This window comes from Psychromonas sp. SR45-3, from assembly GCF_014163575.1.
Classification (GTDB): domain Bacteria; phylum Pseudomonadota; class Gammaproteobacteria; order Enterobacterales; family Psychromonadaceae; genus Psychromonas; species Psychromonas arctica.
This window is the reverse complement of the sequence record NZ_JACJDP010000038.1, coordinates 22325-39599: the sequence shown is the minus strand read 5'-3', so window position 1 is coordinate 39599 and position 17275 is coordinate 22325. Positions and strand designations below refer to the sequence as shown.

The 17275-nt window shown below is 36.7% G+C and carries 16 protein-coding genes and 1 tRNA gene; 10 read left to right on the top strand and 7 right to left on the bottom strand.

The window, feature by feature from the left end:
• Window positions 1–859: 859 nt before the first annotated feature.
• The 4 genes from H5084_RS16020 to H5084_RS16005 all read right to left on the bottom strand — a co-directional run bounded on the left by H5084_RS16020 (window position 860) and on the right by H5084_RS16005 (window position 6550).
• Window positions 860–2404 carry a PAS domain-containing methyl-accepting chemotaxis protein gene (locus H5084_RS16020; protein ID WP_182691456.1) on the bottom strand — a complete coding sequence of 515 codons (1545 nt, stop codon included), beginning with the start codon at window positions 2402–2404 and terminating at the stop codon, window positions 860–862.
• Between the two features lie 317 nt (window positions 2405–2721).
• The gene (locus H5084_RS16015) at window positions 2722–4989 is read right to left on the bottom strand and encodes an EAL domain-containing protein (RefSeq protein WP_028868544.1); all 2268 of its coding nucleotides are present in this window, start codon (window positions 4987–4989) and stop codon (window positions 2722–2724) included.
• Between the two features lie 265 nt (window positions 4990–5254).
• A tRNA-Arg gene (locus H5084_RS16010) sits at window positions 5255–5330 on the bottom strand.
• A 62-nt stretch (window positions 5331–5392) separates the two neighbouring features.
• Window positions 5393–6550 carry a flagellar assembly protein T N-terminal domain-containing protein gene (locus tag H5084_RS16005; RefSeq protein WP_028868543.1) on the bottom strand — a complete coding sequence of 386 codons (1158 nt, stop codon included), beginning with the start codon at window positions 6548–6550 and terminating at the stop codon, window positions 5393–5395.
• Window positions 6551–6773: 223 nt separating this feature from the next.
• Here H5084_RS16005 and H5084_RS16000 point away from each other — a divergent pair, with 223 nt between their 5' ends.
• Both H5084_RS16000 and H5084_RS15995 read left to right on the top strand, forming a co-directional pair.
• Window positions 6774–7550, top strand: coding sequence for a FlgO family outer membrane protein (locus H5084_RS16000; RefSeq protein ID WP_028868542.1), 777 nt, complete (start codon window positions 6774–6776; stop codon window positions 7548–7550).
• A 242-nt stretch (window positions 7551–7792) separates the two neighbouring features.
• Window positions 7793–8269, top strand: coding sequence for an LPP20 family lipoprotein (locus tag H5084_RS15995; protein WP_051369108.1), 477 nt, complete (start codon window positions 7793–7795; stop codon window positions 8267–8269).
• Between the two features lie 297 nt (window positions 8270–8566).
• Here the strand turns inward: H5084_RS15995 and flgN are convergent, their stop codons facing one another.
• The 3 genes from flgN to flgA all read right to left on the bottom strand — a co-directional run bounded on the left by flgN (window position 8567) and on the right by flgA (window position 10100).
• Complete coding sequence (gene flgN / locus H5084_RS15990) at window positions 8567–8986, bottom strand: flagellar protein FlgN (protein WP_028868540.1); 420 nt, start codon at window positions 8984–8986, stop codon at window positions 8567–8569.
• A gap of 24 nt (window positions 8987–9010) precedes the next feature.
• Window positions 9011–9325 (bottom strand): flagellar biosynthesis anti-sigma factor FlgM, encoded by a 315-nt coding sequence (gene flgM / locus H5084_RS15985; protein ID WP_028868539.1) that lies wholly within the window; start codon window positions 9323–9325, stop codon window positions 9011–9013.
• A gap of 76 nt (window positions 9326–9401) precedes the next feature.
• Window positions 9402–10100, bottom strand: coding sequence for a flagellar basal body P-ring formation chaperone FlgA (gene flgA, locus H5084_RS15980; protein WP_245600397.1), 699 nt, complete (start codon window positions 10098–10100; stop codon window positions 9402–9404).
• Window positions 10101–10202: 102 nt separating this feature from the next.
• Here flgA and H5084_RS15975 point away from each other — a divergent pair, with 102 nt between their 5' ends.
• The 8 genes from H5084_RS15975 (at window position 10203) to flgG (ending at window position 17265) form a co-directional block, all read left to right on the top strand.
• The gene (locus H5084_RS15975; RefSeq protein WP_028868537.1) at window positions 10203–11129 is read left to right on the top strand and encodes a chemotaxis protein CheV; all 927 of its coding nucleotides are present in this window, start codon (window positions 10203–10205) and stop codon (window positions 11127–11129) included.
• Window positions 11130–11276: 147 nt separating this feature from the next.
• The gene (locus H5084_RS15970) at window positions 11277–12110 is read left to right on the top strand and encodes a protein-glutamate O-methyltransferase CheR (protein ID WP_028868536.1); all 834 of its coding nucleotides are present in this window, start codon (window positions 11277–11279) and stop codon (window positions 12108–12110) included.
• Between the two features lie 271 nt (window positions 12111–12381).
• Entirely contained in the window at window positions 12382–12783 is a 402-nt protein-coding gene (gene flgB / locus H5084_RS15965) for a flagellar basal body rod protein FlgB (RefSeq protein WP_028868535.1), read from the top strand.
• Window positions 12784–12804: 21 nt separating this feature from the next.
• Entirely contained in the window at window positions 12805–13224 is a 420-nt protein-coding gene (flgC, locus tag H5084_RS15960; RefSeq protein ID WP_028868534.1) for a flagellar basal body rod protein FlgC, read from the top strand.
• Window positions 13225–13234: 10 nt separating this feature from the next.
• Complete coding sequence (locus H5084_RS15955) at window positions 13235–13930, top strand: flagellar hook assembly protein FlgD (protein ID WP_028868533.1); 696 nt, start codon at window positions 13235–13237, stop codon at window positions 13928–13930.
• 16 nt (window positions 13931–13946) lie between these two features.
• Window positions 13947–15374: a flagellar hook protein FlgE gene (flgE, locus tag H5084_RS15950; RefSeq protein ID WP_028868532.1), complete on the top strand. Its 1428-nt coding sequence runs from the start codon at window positions 13947–13949 to the stop codon at window positions 15372–15374.
• A 311-nt stretch (window positions 15375–15685) separates the two neighbouring features.
• Window positions 15686–16432 (top strand): flagellar basal body rod protein FlgF, encoded by a 747-nt coding sequence (locus tag H5084_RS15945; protein WP_182691454.1) that lies wholly within the window; start codon window positions 15686–15688, stop codon window positions 16430–16432.
• 44 nt (window positions 16433–16476) lie between these two features.
• Window positions 16477–17265 (top strand): flagellar basal-body rod protein FlgG, encoded by a 789-nt coding sequence (flgG, locus tag H5084_RS15940; RefSeq protein WP_182691452.1) that lies wholly within the window; start codon window positions 16477–16479, stop codon window positions 17263–17265.
• Window positions 17266–17275: the final 10 nt, after the last annotated feature.

Below are 17275 nucleotides of genomic sequence, written 5' to 3'. Positions count from 1 at the left end.
CCACTGGTTAGTTCCGGTGGGGCTTTTTTAATTGTGTTGATTTATGAGCTAGGCAGAAAGTAGGGCGAGTTTGCCGACAGGCAAGGTTGACGAGCGGAGGAGCTCTGCGACGACCGTTCCATCGCCAAGCTGGCATAGTATTCAGAAAAAAACCTGTAGACTCTGTCTACAGGGTTTTTTTCGTTTAGGGCTTTTGAATAACGACCTACTTGAACATGGAAAGGTGACGGGTAGCAACGCAGTGGCCATCCTTCAGTGCGACAGATAGGGGGGAATGATGCGGTCAGCATCGTCTTATGAGCGGGCTAAGCTCTGTGTGCCCTGGTGATATCGCGATAGCGATGGGTCATGAGCAATCTCCTCCCATCGCCAAGCTTGCATAGTATTCAGAATAATCCCTGTTGACTTATGTCAGCAGGTTTTTTTTCGTTTAGGGCTTTTGGTGGTGATGTCCTGCTTGAGCAGGGGATAAACAAAATGCCACGCAGTGGCCATCCTTCAGTGCGGCAGTAGGGCGAATATCGCGATAGTGATGGGGCATGAGCAATGTCCACCCATCGCCAAGCTTGCATAGTATTCAGAACAATCCCTTTTGGCTTATGTCAGCAGGGATTTTTTCGATTAGGGCTTATGGTGGTGATGCCCTGCTTGAGCTGGGGATAAATAAAGCGCCACGTAGTGGCCATCCTTTAGTGCGATAGACAGGGCCGAATGATTCGGTAGCATCGTTTAATGAGCGAGCTAAGCTCTGTGTGCCCTGGTAGTTTGCCGACAGGCAAGGTTAACAAACATTGTTCATTGATCGCCAAGCGCATAATTTAAAATAGCGCCACTGGTTAACTTTGTTCATTAAATCTAATTAAATAAATTGCGTCACTAATGCTTGTTGCTCTCTTAATTTATTCTGCAGCTTTTTTGATAAAGAAATAGATTTTTTACCGTGTTCTTCTGTGACCCTCGCCATATCTGCAATTGCTGTGATGTTACGATTAATATCCTCAGAAACTAAAGACTGCTCTTCTATTGCAGTGGCTATCTGAATATTAAGGTTCGTTAATTCACCGACTTCCAATATTATTTTGTCTAACGAATTGCCAGTTTCGGCAGAAAGCTGTACACAATTATCAGAGAGTTCTGAGCCTTTTTTCATGGCTTTATTTGCAAAGTTAGACTCTAAATTTAATTGCATCAATAATGAATTCACTTCATTGGTTGACTGTTGAGTACGAATTGCTAAAGCGCGGACCTCATCAGCAACAACTGAGAAACCTCTACCTTGATCGCCTGCTCGTGCTGCTTCAATAGCAGCATTCAGTGCAAGTAAATTAGTTTGATCTGCAATACTACTAATTTCATTTAAGACAGCTTCAATTGACTTAGACGCATTAACTAAGCGATTAATCGCTTGATCCACCTCGCCTAACTGTACGGATAAATTATTATTAGCATTAATATTACTCTGAACCATCTTCTGACCATGATGGCTAAGTTCTAACCCTGTTTTAGATGCTTGTGCAGCACTATCAATAACTAAAGCTAGGTCTTGTATTGTCGTGGACATCTCATTCACCGCGGTAGCGACTTGCTCTGTTTCATTATTTTGCTGAGATAGAATAGCTGAAATATCTAGTCCAGATTGAGATGATTCATTCGCCATTTCTGAAAGAGTATCTGATACATCACATACTCTTCCAACCACCGCTTTAAGTTCTGCTTCTCGCATTTCTAAAGCAAGTGTAATCGCACTGATTACATTATTATTACCGGAATAGATAAAGCTCATTAACGGGTTGTCAAAAACAGATTTGGCTTGTTTTATTAATTTTTTAAATTTTAAACGCCAGCTAAAAAAAACAATATTGAATACCAGTGAAATTAATACCATTGGTAAACTAAGTAATAAATTAAGTTGGGTGAAAGCAGCAATCCATAATGAATATAACAATGAAACCGTTATAAATAGTTGAAACCAAAAAGTGAGATCAACACTAAATTTTAATTGCCAAGGTAATTTACCCTGATTTATTTTTTTGTAGACTTGCTCCGCCCTATCAACAACTTCACGGTCAGGTTTCGTTCTTATCGATTGATACTCATATACTTTACCTTGCTCATCTCTTATTGGGGTAACAAATGCATTAACCCAATAATAATCTCCATTAGCGCATAAGTTTTTTACTGGCCCCATCCATGATTGACCTGATTGTATAAATTGCCATAGATTTTTAAATGCTGCGGGAGGCATATCTGGATGACGGATCATATTATGAGGATTACCTTGTAACTCTGCTAATGAGTAACCTGCTATATCGCAAAAATTTTTATTTGCATATTTTATATGGCTATCTAAATCTGTCGTAGATAGCAGTATTTCATGTTCGCCAAATAACCTTTCTTTACTCATTAATCATTCTCACTTTAAATATTTTTGTAAATTATAGGTACAGTTAGTTTTTTATTATTGACTCAGGTTAGTTAATGCTTAAAAAATAGTCAGCAATGTGAAGTTAAACGGTTATTTAATGTATTACGATATGACTAGAAAATTCTTGGCTGCTACTCTTTATTTCAAACATATTATCTATGGTAAGGAAGGGGGCTCCTATTTTTTATTTTTAAGGTGATATAAATAAATATTAACAATCTTTTAAGTATGACTAATGAAGGAGATTTATATGCTTGCTCCTTAGAATTATGCTATAAAATCTACTAAATATTTAATTAGTTACTAAAACATTCTGGGGAAATTAAGTATTGTTTGTGCCATTTTAAATAGTGCTCAAAAGGCATCGGCTTAGCAATTAGGTAACCTTGTATAGCATCAATATGCATCGCTTTTAAGATGTTGAATTGTTGTTGTGTTTCGACTCCCTCTGCAACCACCGTTATGTCTAAATTTTTAGCCAAATTGATAATTGCTTCAACAATACTTAAACCTGAGGCATGATCTGAAATGTTATCAATAAAGCTTTTATCTACTTTTAACTCTTTAACTGGATATGCATGTAAATGTGATAAACAAGAATACCCTGTGCCAAAATCATCAATTGAGAAAGTAAACCCTATTGCTTTTAACTCTTCCATTTGTTGCACTGTATGTAGAGGATCATGAGCCAACATAGATTCTGTTATTTCTAACTTAATTCTAGAGGGGTGAACATTAAACTTATTAACAATGCTAAGTAGTTCGGTTTTCAAGGTTGAGGAGTTAAATTGATTTTGACTGATATTAATTGAAAGATTGAATGTGTCATCGACAACATTGTTATCGACCAATTGGTTAATTAAGCAACATATATCTTGTAAAACTATATTTTGTAGTTTTTGAATCAAACCAAATTGCTCTGCAATAGGAATGAATTCATTGGGAGCGATAAGTCCTTTAATAGGGTGCTTCCAACGGATCAACGCTTCGCCACCTGTTATTAACCCTGCAATATCTACTTGTGGTTGAAAGTAAGCGCAAAACTCATTGTTGTCGATTGCCCTAATAATATCGGTTTCTAACTTTGTTTGTTTTTCAAGCAATGTTTGCAAACGAGAATCATAGAAACTATAACTGTTTCCTCCTTTTACTTTAGCTCGATACATGGCGGTGTCTGCAAACTTTAAAATATTTTCTACGTTTGAGTTGGCGTTTTCAATCAAACAAATTCCAATACTGCCACTTACCTGAAAAGCTAAGGCTCCAATTTGAAATTTATCATAAAATACTTGTTGTAATTTTTGTGCGACTATAGCGGCTTCGTTAGTGGCATGCTTATTATTTTCACCAATATATTCAAGTAAAATAACAAACTCATCACCTCCAATTCTTGCTAAAGTATCAGCGGCACGTACCACAGAACCTAATCTTCTTGCCATCTCAATTAACAGTTCATCACCTGCACTGTGACCTAATGAGTCATTAATTCTTTTAAAGTTATCTATATCTAAAAATAATAAAGCTCCGGCTTTATGCGTACGTTTTATTCTTTCAACACAGCGTGTGAGTCGTTCTGTGAGTAATCGTCTGTTTGGTAGGTTAGTAAGTGGGTCATAGTAAGCTAATTTTTCTATTTCTTTTTCTGCTTTTTTACGAAGGGTAATATCTCTTGTCACCCAAAGTACATGCTTTTGAGGTGGCGCACCTGGTTGGTCATAAATAATAGGGGTCGTTCTCCCTTCAAAAATTACAATTCCTTTTTTCACTTCAAGCTCGTACTCAAATACTTGAACTTCATTGCTGGAAAGTGTTTTTTTGATTATGGCCATAATAGGGGCTGCGTACTTTTTAGGTAAAATATCATTTACATTTTTATTAATTAATTTATCTACCGAATAGGCAAGTAAATCTTCAGATGAGCCATAAACATCTAGATAGAGACCATCCTCATTTAAAATCAGAGCTGGATCTGGCATGACCTTGGTAAATGCATTAAGTTTTTTGTTGCTGACCTCGAGATCATTAATTAATTTTTCTACTTTACTTGAGTGTTGTAATTTCTCTAATGCAATACTTGAAAAATTCACAAAATAATCAATCAACTCTAAGTCTTTTTTTGAAGGTGTTTTAGGGTGGTCATGATAAATAGCAAATGACCCAAGCACGATTGATTGTGAAGAGGTGATAGGAGTAGACCAGCATGACTTAAGATTAAATTGGATCGCTATTTCTTTAAAGTCTTGCCATAACAGGGATGTTTCGATGTTCTCTGCGATAATTCGTGAATTCCGGTATGCAGCAGTACCACATGACCCGACTGCATCACCAATTTTTATTCCGTTTATTATTTCAGAATATTTTGGATCCATACTTGGAGCTGCACAATGGAATAGCCGATCGGCATTGAGTGATAAAATGGAACATTTCGCAGATTTATCATCAATAATATCTTCAATCGCTAAACAAATATCATCAAAAATATCATTGAGAGACTCTCCTAATGCTATCTTGGATAAGATATTATTCTGATGAGCTAATAAACTTTTTTGTCTATTTGATTCCATGTTCCCTCTGCACTTTCATTGAGTAACGATTCATTATAGTACAAATATGTGACCTAACAAAAAATAATGGAAAATAAATGTATATGTAAGCTGTTGTTTTATATGTAGAATATTTCTATGGGTATTGCTGATTATTGATTATCTATTTTGATAAATGGGATTGATTCATTTTTTAAGGCCTTATCTATGACATATTACAATGAACAATAAGAGGGCATGGGAACTATTATATTGGTATATTTGCAGAAAGTAAGATTAGTATCAATGGTCTCCCCACAGGGACTCGAACCCCGATCATCCGCTTAGGAGGCGGGTGCTCTATCCTGTTGAGCTATAGAGAGACTAATATATTGATTATATTATATAAGTTAGTACTTATCTAATACGCGTTCATTATACATAATTACTGTATTGATTTAATAGTAGCAATATCATTGATTTGAATATTACTTAAGGGATATTCATCTAAAGTGCTCAGTACTGCACTATCAGCATAAACTTCAACTACCTTCATTGCTTGTGCAGAGGTAGTTGCTGATTGTCTCTCGATACCAAATTGATCTTTAAAATTACTTGCGTAAGCGAGTTCAATGATTGTTCCCGGCTGTAGACCATTTTTTATACCTAAGTTTATTTGTACGCTATCACTGGTCACTGCTATCACCCGAGCTTTAGGAATGACGCACTGTATATGTTGTGATATATCTGTATTGGCCTGGGCTAAGCTAGTTAAAATAGCTTGTCCATATTGATAATCCCAGAATTGTTTACTGTTTAAATCTGCATACTCTTCTTTACCATATTGCCATGACGTACTTTGGCGATACTGCTTGCTGAACAGTAATTGCCCTTGAAATGCATCATATAGATAAACGGTCATATAAAAATGTCGATCCGGATTACTTACCCAGTACGTCAATGAATTTTTGCTTTCAAATTTAACGGATAAATCATTAACTTCCCCAAATATAACAAATTGACTATCTGTTTGAGCGGAGAGACTGCTTAATGTATTTGTTAAATTTCTATTATTATATTTTTCACCTAATTTTAATGGCGTGTCGATATAGCGACGAATATTGAATAAATTAGGACTAAGAGACAATTGATTAAAAAAAGTTTCGCTTACTTTTTTATGTAAGTCATAAATTTGACCATCAACTGTATGTTGCGGTACGTTCATTGCAAAACGACTGATGACGATTGATTTTGGAAATTGGCTGCCAATACATTGTTCCTCTCTTGCAACGATATTGACTTTAATGCTGACGGTTAATAATTTATTTTTTTGCGTTTCTTCGATGATTTTTAAGGCTTTAATCTCACCACCAGAATTAAGAATTAACTTATTTTCAACTAAAACCCCTTGATTTACTTGCTGCAAACTCGATATTGCTCCTCCGGAAAATAATAAGGCATCTTTTACAGCTTTTTTAATTGCTTGCTCACGAGCCTGTCCAATATCATCATTTATAATGGAGGCATTCGCACTTGCTTGAAACCATTGTGCAGAGGCATTAATAGATGATATTAGTAATAAAATAAAGACAACTTTTTTCATGACATTCTCGCCTGCTTGCTAAGGTAATTAAAAGTGTTGCCATATATTTTCATAAAGCGCTTTAATGTTGCTTTATCTTATGGCTATCTATTGATAAGCAAAATATAAACCAACTTTACATTTACCTGTTTGATAATCCTTTTTAATAAATTTGTATTAAAGTTTTTTGAAGTTTAACCGATAACTTATTTAGTATAAAAATTTCTTATCGAGGCAGGCTTTCATGAAAACGCTATTTGTTATTTCTACATTACTTCTTATGTTGCAAGGTTGCTCTACTGCGGCAACTCCCTCTGCTGATGAGGTTGAAATTAAAGAACAAGCTCGATTACAGCAAATAGAGCAGGAAAGACGTGCGAGTGAAGATTACCTTTATTATTATGTTGCTCACTCATATAGTAACAATAGACCTGATAGCGAAGGCAGTGACCAAGCTGACGTTCAAACGGATTCCAATGGGTATGGTCATTTGTATACCTTCAATGGCAAAAAATCACTCATATTGTCTGAAGTTGTCAGTAAAATGGCAGATCAGTTACTTTATAATTACGAATATCAATTCCAAAATTCGGCGATTGCATTAACTTCATTAGTTGATTTGAATAATCACCAAAATACGAGTTGGTTAGGTCAAACTATTTCAGAACAATTCATTCATGAATTACATATTAGAAAGCTACGTGTTATAGATTTTAAATTAACAGGTAATATTCAAGTCACTGAAGATGGTGAGTTTGCTATCTCTAGGAACTGGAAAAAACTAAATAATAATGTAGATGTTACTCGTATACTCACAGGAACTATGTCTCGTAACGAAGAAGGTGTGATTGTAAATGTACGTATAGTAAACGCCGCCAGTAGTGTTGTTGAGTCAACAAGTAGCGCCTTTATCCCACATAATATATTTGTAGGTGGTCGCTATGACTATCGTCCTAAACAGTTTATCTCTCGCAATAGCCAGCGTAATGAAAGTAATGCATTGGTTCGTTTAGTGGAATAAAAGCAATGTGCCAGCATTGTTATAAGCAGACTTCGGTCTGTTTTTTTTTGCCGATTACTTCTGATATCTATAAACCTGATTATCGGTATTATTTATTAATCTATTACTTTATTAATATAGGTATGCTTATTGCTTTAATTAATGCATCAATGATAAAGCGTCAATATTAAAGCATCAATGTTAAATCAGCTGAGGAAGGGGCAAATGACCTTTTCTAATTACTTATGAAAAAGGAGCCTATAATGCTCATAAAAAATTACTATAGCCGTTTAATCACAATATTACCGATATCGGTCGCTGTGTTATTTTTATCTGCCTGTAGTCTCAATACTATGCCTACAGAAGCTGTTGAAGAATATGAATTTGTCGCAGTAGGGTACGCGACAATGGATGCACAGAAGGGCGCTACGGATGATATTAAAATGCTTAATGCAATCAAAGCTTCTAAGTTAGAAGCCTATAAAGAATTAGCAGAGCAGGTCTATGGTGTTATGTTAACGTCTGAAAATAGTGTGAAGGAATATCAGCTACAAAGTAATGGCATAAAAGGAAAGGTTAAAGGTTTAGTGAGAGGTGCTAAAGTGCTTCGGACGTATCATGAAGATGATTTGTACATTACTGAGTTAGGGCTTAATATGAAAACTCTCCCATTCTTAAAAGATGCTGAATTTGCAGATAATGAAGCGGTGATCAAAGTGCAAAGCCAAGTTTATTATTAGTTTTAAAGCGAAATTATAGAAACTTTATGATAGACGTATGTTGAAAGGTGGTGGTTCGCTTTATTGTCAAATCTGGTTGATTGTTTTAATTGAGGTCTAAGGGGCGTTACTAATTAATCTTAGAATCATTAATTAAACTTAGCGTTATCGTTTAGGCCTGTGTTGCGAAGTGATTTTTACATCGGCTATTATATTGCACGCTTAGCAAAGTGATGTTTAGAATAGCTAGTTCAGGGAGACTTGGAGTGTTTAATTAGAGTGGGCTTTGATTAACTAAGAGAGAGCTAGATACTTATATTACGCTTCAATATTTTTACCTAATAAACTTCCGCCACTGAGCAATCCTTTTTGATCGTAAGTGACACTGTTTTTACCTTTGGCTTGTGTCAGTATTTGCATCAAATGCTTGTTACTTTTCATGCTTAATTCTATTAACCGACCGTTAATTGCATTATTTTTTTGGCAAAGCTGTAGGTTAGTTTGAATTTCACCTTGTAGCGTCACAAGTTCAGGATCTTGCTGGATAATAGTTAAATTTTCTGGCGTACTGATCTGCTTGTTATAGCTATTAATATTTTGTAATAACTTCTGTTTGTTAAACAACAAAGTGTTAAGTCCTACAAATGACTTTTCTTTTAAACAGTTTTTCTCTTCATCAAGCAAATCATGTAATGCTTGAATTGTTTCTGATAGCTCTGATAGTTGTTTTGTTAGCATTTTTTATTCTTTTAAGTGTATGTATTAGCTTGAAAAGGCTTTGCTAAAATCAGCTTCAAATTTACCTAGCTTTTCCGCTAACTGCTCAGTATTAATTTTATAGTCACCGTTTAATATCGCCGCTTTCAATGTTTCTACACGTTTCATATTTACCTGGGACTCACTTGATGTTTGCATTTTATTTAAATTTAATGCCTGTGAAGTCAATTGTACAGAGTCCTTGCTTGAGCTAACTGCCGTTTTATTATCTGCGGCGTTTGTCTCACTCTGTTTTTGAGTTTTATGTTGCTCAACAGAAAGCTTGCTCTGAGGCGTTTGACGGTTGATGTTTATACTCATAATCGTGTTCCAATTAGTCTACATAGTTAAGGTATCGGCAGGAATATGGATAACTTTAGCTAAAATGGTGACTTTTTTAAAAAGTTACATGTACTTCTTTGAGTGCATAAACAGTACCTACAACGACACGTTGTGTACGTGCATTTTTCACTCTTACAGTACTGCCTATATTACCATCAGTTAACGCAATACCCGAGGCTTTTATTACTAAGCCATTTTGGTTTGCGGTAATTGTCACTTTATCATTCTCGCAAACGTAACAAATATCTTTGTGGCGAATACTTTTCTTTGATGATACGTTTCTTTTTAAGCGAACACCGGTTAGCGATTCTGTGCTGCTGAACGTACTACCTCGCACTTGAGATTGTGCTTTATAAATACGTTTAATATTGTCATCTTTTAACATTTCTCCTTTGTTTAAAGAATGTCGAGTGACAATTAATGGAATTAAAGTTTGTACTTTGACACGAATATAAGTGTCCCACTTACTTTCTCCTAGGCAAGATACTTTGACGGCGGTTTTTCTTTTGATTTTATCGCCTACAATATGTCCTTGTAATGGCTCTGTACAAATGGCAAAAGTTTGTCGAGATGATAATTCAATCGCTTTGATATAAAGTTTTTTTTCGCCCGTTAGTTCAAAACTTTGTTGATATTTATCAAAAACTAGAGCCTCTGCAAATTTTTCTATCTCTTTTGAGTAATTAGAGTCTGCAAAACTGTAAGAAGTGCCTAGACTTAGGGCAATTAAAATAAATCGAATCAATTTGCTCACCTCGTGTAAGTGAATTTTTATATTGCTGATGCATTATTAAAGATTATAGTATTTTTATAAAAAATAATCATAGCTAGCAACCATAACAAAAAGGAACAGAATATGGCAGGTGTTTTAGACTCGGTTAATCAACGTACTCAGTTGGTAGGTCAAAATAGACTTGAGTTACTGCTTTTTAAGTTAGGTGGTATTCAACGTTATGGTATTAACGTATTCAAAGTAAGAGAAGTCTTACAGTGCCCCCCACTTACTGCTTTACCTAAATTGCATCCCGCTATTCGCGGTATCGCCCATGTGCGAGGTCAGACAATTTCTATTATTGATATGAATCTTGCAACGGGGGGACGTGCAATACAAGATATTCAGGATAGATTTATTATCATTACAGAATACAACCGCTCCATCCAAGGTTTTTTAGTGGGGTCGGTTGAGCGTATTATTAATATCAACTGGGAAAACATTCTACCACCACCAAATGGTGTTGGTCGTTACAATTACTTAACAGCGGTTACTGAAATTGATGGATCTCTTGTAGAAATTTTAGATGTTGAAAAAATTCTAGATGAAATTGCGCCTGTCGATACCGAAGTTACGGCGGAAGTGATCGCCCAGTTGCCGATGGAAGAGATGAAGAATAAACGTATTTTAGTGGCAGATGACTCGTCAGTTGCACGTAAACAAATTCAACGTGCTCTTTCCGCGCTTGGTATTGAGTGTGACCTTGTTAAGGATGGTAAAGAAGCGTTGAATTTCTTAAAAGAAGTCGCTAAGACACAGCCCGTGATTGAAAAATATGCATTGATGATTTCAGATGTAGAAATGCCAGAAATGGATGGATATACCTTAACTGCTGAAGTAAAGTCTCACCCTGACTTGAAAGACTTGCATATTATATTGCATACTTCATTAAGTGGTGTCTTTAATCAAGCGATGGTTGAGAAAGTGGGGGCTGATGATTTTATCGCCAAATTCAATCCTGATGAATTAGCGTCAGCAGTGCAGAAAGTTATTAATTTGGGTGTAAAATAATATTTTCTGAGCAAAACACGTTAAAACTGTTTCATTTGAAATAGCTGATAATTATTTTGTCAGCTATTATTTTTCATTGGCCTTGATGGTTAATATTTTAAAGTTTGCCATGCCCTCTATACAACAATTAAAAGCGAGTAATAATTAGTGAGAACTATTTCTGATACCACCTATAAGCAGTTTGCTAGTTTTTTAGAAGTACAATGTGGCATTGTGTTGGGCGATAACAAGCAGTACCTTGTTAAAAGTCGTTTATTGCCATTAGTGACTGAGTTTAAACTGGAAAGCTTAACTGAACTGATAGAGCAAGCAATGGGTATTCGAAATCGTCAATTACGCACTATGGTTATTGATGCGATGACGACCAATGAAACCCTATGGTTTAGAGATCGATACCCTTTTGAGTTATTAACCAGTAAATTATTTCCTGAGTTTCTTGAAACGAAAAAGAATATAAAAATCTGGTCATCGGCTAGTTCGTCTGGTCAAGAAGCTTACTCTATTGCAATGACGGCTTTAGAGTATAAAAAGAGTAAACCTAGTAGCAACTTAAGTGTACAAATTATTGGTACTGATATTTCTGATTCGATGTTGGCACAATGTAAAGCTGCAGAATATGATAACTTAGCACTATCCCGAGGCTTATCAGATACGCGTAAAAATCAGTTTTTTGTGCCTGTAGGCAGTGACGGAAATAAAATGCAAATTAAACCTGAGGTCAAAACTTTGACTTCTTTTAAAAGCTTAAATTTATTGGATAGCTACGGTTCGTTAGGTAAGTTTGATATCATTTTTTGCCGTAACGTACTTATCTATTTTGCTAACGACGTGAAATCAAAAATATTGAATCAGTTTGCAACTGCTTTAAACCCAGGTGGATACCTTATTCTAGGTGCTTCTGAGTCATTAAATGGATTAACTGACCGATTTGAAATGGTACGTTGTAATCCTGGTATTATTTATAAATTAAAAAGCAAGTAAGTCTTTATTTGCCACTTTTTTGGTAGAGAGGCAGTTTTTGCCTCTTTACTATAAAAGCGTCAAGTCTATTAATTCAACTCTATTATTCACGTTTTTATTCGCTAATAAAGGGGCTCATGTAACCTTTCTATCTTCTTTAATATCGGTTAAACCACTCAATCCTCCTGTTTTTACTATTAAATACTTACAGTTTTAATTTTTTATTAATTAATTGTCTTTAATATTTCTTTTTGGCACATGCTTTGCATTTGTAATAACAAAGGAGAAAATTATGGCGATTAACTTTGAAAAAGCATTAGGTATGCATCAGCACACGTTAGGTATTCGATCACGTCGTACTGAAATTTTAGCTTCTAATATCTCAAATGCTGATACACCTAATTACAAAGCAAAAGATATTAACTTTAAAGACGCACTCAATGCTGCAAAGTCTGGTGCAGGTGTTTCACTTAACCGTACCAATAGCGCTCATAATTTAGGCTTCTCAACTTCAATGGCTCAAAATGGTCTGTTATTCCGTAATACAAATCAGCCTGATACGGGTGATGGTAATACAGTTGATTTAGAAGTTGAACGTAATTTGTTTATGAAAAATAGTTTGGAATACCAAGCCAGTTTAGATTTTTTAAATAGTAAAATATCAGGGCTTCGCACTGCGATCAAAGGCCAATAATAGCATGTCAGGGGAACTACTATGAGTTTATTAAAAGTATTAGATGTAGCCGGAACTGGCATGAGTGCACAATCTGTACGCTTAAATACAACCGCCAGTAACTTGGCTAATGCAAACAGTGTTAGCAGTAATATCGACGAAACCTATAAAGCGAGGCACCCTGTATTTGCTGCAGAGTTAAATAGAGCAATGGGTGGTTTAGACAGTAGTGTTGGTGTCAAGGTACAGGGCATTGTTGAAAGTACTGCTGAATTAAATCAGGAATATGCACCTAATCACCCTAAAGCCGATGAAAATGGTTTTATTTATCACTCCAATGTCAATGTGATGGAAGAGATGGCTAATATGATCAGTGCTTCTCGTTCATATCAAACTAACGTGCAAATCGCAGAAGCGGCAAAGCAAATGTTGAATCGTACATTGCAATTAGGCAAATCGTAAGGATATATAGATGACTACTATCACTTCATCATCATTTAATTTTACAAAGCCTTTAACCGAAGAACAGGTTAATGCAAACTCTGAAATCGATGCAGAGCAGCAATTGAGCCAAGAAGATTTTTTCTCTTTATTATCTCAACAGCTCGCTTATCAAGACCCTTTTTCTCCCGTTGATAACTCAGAAATGATTGCGCAAATGGCATCGTTTACTACTGCCGAAGGGATTGCCACCATGGGCAGTGAATTTGCTGGTATTAAAGAAGTATTAAACTCTAGCCAAGCACTAGAAGCCTCATCATTAGTGGGTAAAAAAGTATTAATACCAAGCGACCAAACTTATTTAACTGAAGGTGGTACAGCTTCCGGTTCGTTAACAACGACAACCGGAGCTTATAATACCTCGGTCTCCATTACCGATAAAACGGGTAATATCATCCGTACTCTGGCCTTAGGCGATGTTGGTGCGGGTAATCAACGTTTTGACTGGGATGGTTTAGATTCACAGGGGGATCCTGCGCCCGCTGGAACCTATACATTTGCTGCAAATGGCATGGTAAATGGCAAAGGTGAAGCATTAACGACGGCTTCCTACGCGCATGTAGAAAGTGTGAGCTTAGGCGGTGGAACTGCTAGCGTCTACTTAAATCTAAAAGGTTTAGGCGGAATTGAACTTAAAGATGCAATTGAAGTTGCAGAAAACATATAACTAAGAGGAAGTCACTATGTCATTTAATGTAGCATTAAGCGGAATTGCAGCAGCGCAGACTGATTTAGACACAACGTCAAATAATATTGCAAATGTAAATACCGTTGGCTTTAAAGAGTCTCGCGCCGAGTTCGATAGCGTTTACGCTAACTCTCTATTTTCTAATAGTGCAACTAAAGTGGGTGATGGTACTTCCGTTGCCGCCGTTGCGCAGCAATTCCATCAAGGTAGTTTAAAATTTACCGATAATCCATTGGACTTAGCAATCACGGGTAGTGGTTTCTTTGCTACGGCCAGTGATATCGGCGATAAAGATTTAAGTTATACACGTGCAGGTACTTTTAAATTAAATGATGAAAATTATATTGTTGATAACAGCGGTAACTACCTGCAGGCTTTTCCCGTTAATGATGATGGGACTTCCTCATCGGTTAGTTTAAGTACAACTAGTGCCATTCGTATACCTGAAACAGCAGGTGTACCGGTAGCCACCTCAACAGTGGAAATAGGGTTGAATTTACCCTCAAGTGCAGAAGCTAAAGATCTTTCTAAATTTGATCCCGATGATCCAGATACTTATAACAATGCAACATCAGTAACAATTTATGACTCACTAGGTGAATCACATGTTATGAGTACTTATTACGTAAAACCTGATAATGCAAAGCCCACGGCTGATGGGACGGTTACGAGTCAATGGGTTTCTTTTGTAACTATTACAAGTGACACCGGCACTAAAATTCCGGTTGCTCCTCTTTCTGGTGCAGGTGTATACACAACAGGCGATACACTAGATCCTCTCGATCCTGCTGATACTGATTTTGATACTAGTCCAGCAACTGTTACTGATGCTTCAGGCACAGTATATGAGGGTTCGGTATTACGGTTCGATAGTTTTGGTGCGTATCAAGGCAGTAATCCTAGCCCAATGACTCTAGAAAGGTTAGGTGCAGATCTTGGTGATGGGAATGGTGCAGGAGCCTTACCGACGGGAACTAATGGGAATCAGGAAATCACGATTTCTTATAAAAACCCGACTCAATTTGCTTCCTCATTCGAGGTCACTGGATTAGAGCAAGATGGTTTAACCGTAGGTCGTTTGAATGGTATTGAAATTGGTAATGATGGTCTAGTTGAAGCCACTTATAGTAATGGCACATCAGAGCCGCTTGCGCGAGTTGTTATGGTGCGCTTTCGTAATGAGCAAGGTTTGACACAAGCTGGCTCAAAGTGGACTGCTTCACAACGTTCGGGGGATCCTATCGCAGGAGAAGGGGGCGAAGGTTCATTTGGTCTCATTAACTCTGCTGCGTTAGAGCAATCTAATGTTGATTTAACGACTGAGCTGGTGGACTTAATTTCTGCACAACGTAATTTCCAAGCTAATTCTCGTTCATTAGAGATCAGTAATGAATTACAACAAACGATTTTACAAATTCGTTAATTTTTTAAATTAGTCAATCATGTCTTAAACGCGCCTTTCTCGGTGCGTTTTTATTATGTAAAAGCCAACGTCCATATTATTAAAATGCTTCAACATTTCAGCCTCCCTGTTTTCCTGGATTTCCATACCTAAGCTATAAAACCTAAATCTCCCCTGTTTCTAACTTTAGTTATATTTACGGCTCAGCTATTTCACTTTCCTTTTGTTGGCACAACGATTGCATCGTTGAATATATAAATACAATAACAAAAGAAATAGCACGGCAATTGCCATAGTTATTACATAAGCGGTCAATAGTTAAGGAAGTCAAAATGGATAATTTTCTTTATGTTTCAATGTCAGGCGCTAAAGAGACCATGAATGCGTTAGCTATTCACAGTAATAACTTAGCAAATGCCAGTAAAACCGGGTTTAAGGCCAGTTTTGAGCAAGCTCGTAGTATGCAAGTTCACGGGCAAGGCTTACCAACACGAGTCTTTGCGCTTACCGAATCACCAGGACAAAATTTTGACAGCGGCATTGTTCATGATACCGGACGAGAATTAGATGTTGCCGTAGAAGGTGAAGGTTGGTTTGTTGTTAAATCTGAATCCGGTGACGAAGGGTTAACACGTAGTGGTGATTTTAATATTACCGCAGCCGGCTTTTTAATTGATGCCAATGGCCAAGAAGTCATGGATCAAACTGGCAATAATATTTATATCCCGATGCCCATTGAAAAGTTCAATATTCGTAAAGATGGCATGATTGAGGTTCGCCCTGAAGGTGCACCTGCAGATGCAATGGAAGACATCGCTAAACTGAAGTTAGTTAACCCAGATATTAAAGATTTAATGCGTGGTTCCGATGGTTTATTCCGCCGTATTGATGGTCAACCGTTACAAATTTCAAATGATGTGGTTGTCGCCAACGGGGCTTTAGAGTCATCAAATGTTAATTTAAGTAGTGAGTTAACCAGTTTAATTAACTTACAACGTAGTTTTGAAATGCAAGTTAAAATGATGAAAAAAGCTGAAGAGATTGATAAAAGCTCTGAATCTCTACTTCGAATGTCTTAAGTCATTAGTCTACGCATTATTAAAGAATTTTAAGGAGAAAGGTTATGCATTCCGCTTTATGGATCAGTAAAACAGGGTTAGATGCACAGCAAACTAACGTGGCAACTATTTCAAATAATTTAGCTAATGCGAGTACCGTTGGTTTTAAAAAGAGTCGTGCCATTTTTGAAGATCTGTTATATCAAACCGTAAACCAACCGGGTGCCAATGAAACACAAAATACTAAACTACCTTCGGGGTTAATGCTTGGTTCTGGTGCGAAGGTTGTCGCTGTACAAAAGAACTTTACACAGGGTAATGCGTTAACCACTAATAACTCTTTAGATGTGATGATTGATGGCCGTGGTTTTTTTGAAATAGAAATGCCAGATGGAAGTTCATCGTATACACGTAACGGTCAATTCATGCTTAATGAAGAAGGGGTTATGGTAACCCCTGGTTCTGGTTACCCGTTATTACCACAAGTACAAATTCCTGAAAATGCGCAAACGATTAGTATCGGTGCGGAAGGTGAAGTGTCAGTGAGCATTGCCGGTCAGGCTGAGAACCAAGTGGTTGGACAATTAAATGTAAATGATTTTATTAACCCCTCTGGTTTAGAGCCTTTAGGACAAAATTTATACGCAGAAACTGGGGCTTCTGGAGCACCTATTGAAGGCGTGCCGGGTGGTGACGGGTTAGGGTTTATTCGTCAGGGAATGTTGGAAACGTCTAATGTTAACGTAACAGAAGAACTGGTTAACTTGATCGAGAGTCAGCGTGTTTACGAAATGAACTCAAAAGTAATTTCAGCGGTTGATGAAATGCTGTCTTACGTTAGCCAACAGTTATAAGTAGGTGGTT

Coding starts and splice junctions, on each gene's coding strand:
- H5084_RS16020 (WP_182691456.1), bottom strand. CDS start 2,404: ATGAGTAAAGAAAGGTTATTTGGCGAACATGAAATACTGCTATCTACG.
- H5084_RS16015 (WP_028868544.1), bottom strand. CDS start 4,989: ATGGAATCAAATAGACAAAAAAGTTTATTAGCTCATCAGAATAATATC.
- H5084_RS16005 (WP_028868543.1), bottom strand. CDS start 6,550: ATGAAAAAAGTTGTCTTTATTTTATTACTAATATCATCTATTAATGCC.
- H5084_RS16000 (WP_028868542.1), top strand. CDS start 6,774: ATGAAAACGCTATTTGTTATTTCTACATTACTTCTTATGTTGCAAGGT.
- H5084_RS15995 (WP_051369108.1), top strand. CDS start 7,793: ATGCTCATAAAAAATTACTATAGCCGTTTAATCACAATATTACCGATA.
- flgN (WP_028868540.1), bottom strand. CDS start 8,986: ATGCTAACAAAACAACTATCAGAGCTATCAGAAACAATTCAAGCATTA.
- flgM (WP_028868539.1), bottom strand. CDS start 9,325: ATGAGTATAAACATCAACCGTCAAACGCCTCAGAGCAAGCTTTCTGTT.
- H5084_RS15975 (WP_028868537.1), top strand. CDS start 10,203: ATGGCAGGTGTTTTAGACTCGGTTAATCAACGTACTCAGTTGGTAGGT.
- flgB (WP_028868535.1), top strand. CDS start 12,382: ATGGCGATTAACTTTGAAAAAGCATTAGGTATGCATCAGCACACGTTA.
- flgC (WP_028868534.1), top strand. CDS start 12,805: ATGAGTTTATTAAAAGTATTAGATGTAGCCGGAACTGGCATGAGTGCA.
- H5084_RS15955 (WP_028868533.1), top strand. CDS start 13,235: ATGACTACTATCACTTCATCATCATTTAATTTTACAAAGCCTTTAACC.
- flgE (WP_028868532.1), top strand. CDS start 13,947: ATGTCATTTAATGTAGCATTAAGCGGAATTGCAGCAGCGCAGACTGAT.
- H5084_RS15945 (WP_182691454.1), top strand. CDS start 15,686: ATGGATAATTTTCTTTATGTTTCAATGTCAGGCGCTAAAGAGACCATG.
- flgG (WP_182691452.1), top strand. CDS start 16,477: ATGCATTCCGCTTTATGGATCAGTAAAACAGGGTTAGATGCACAGCAA.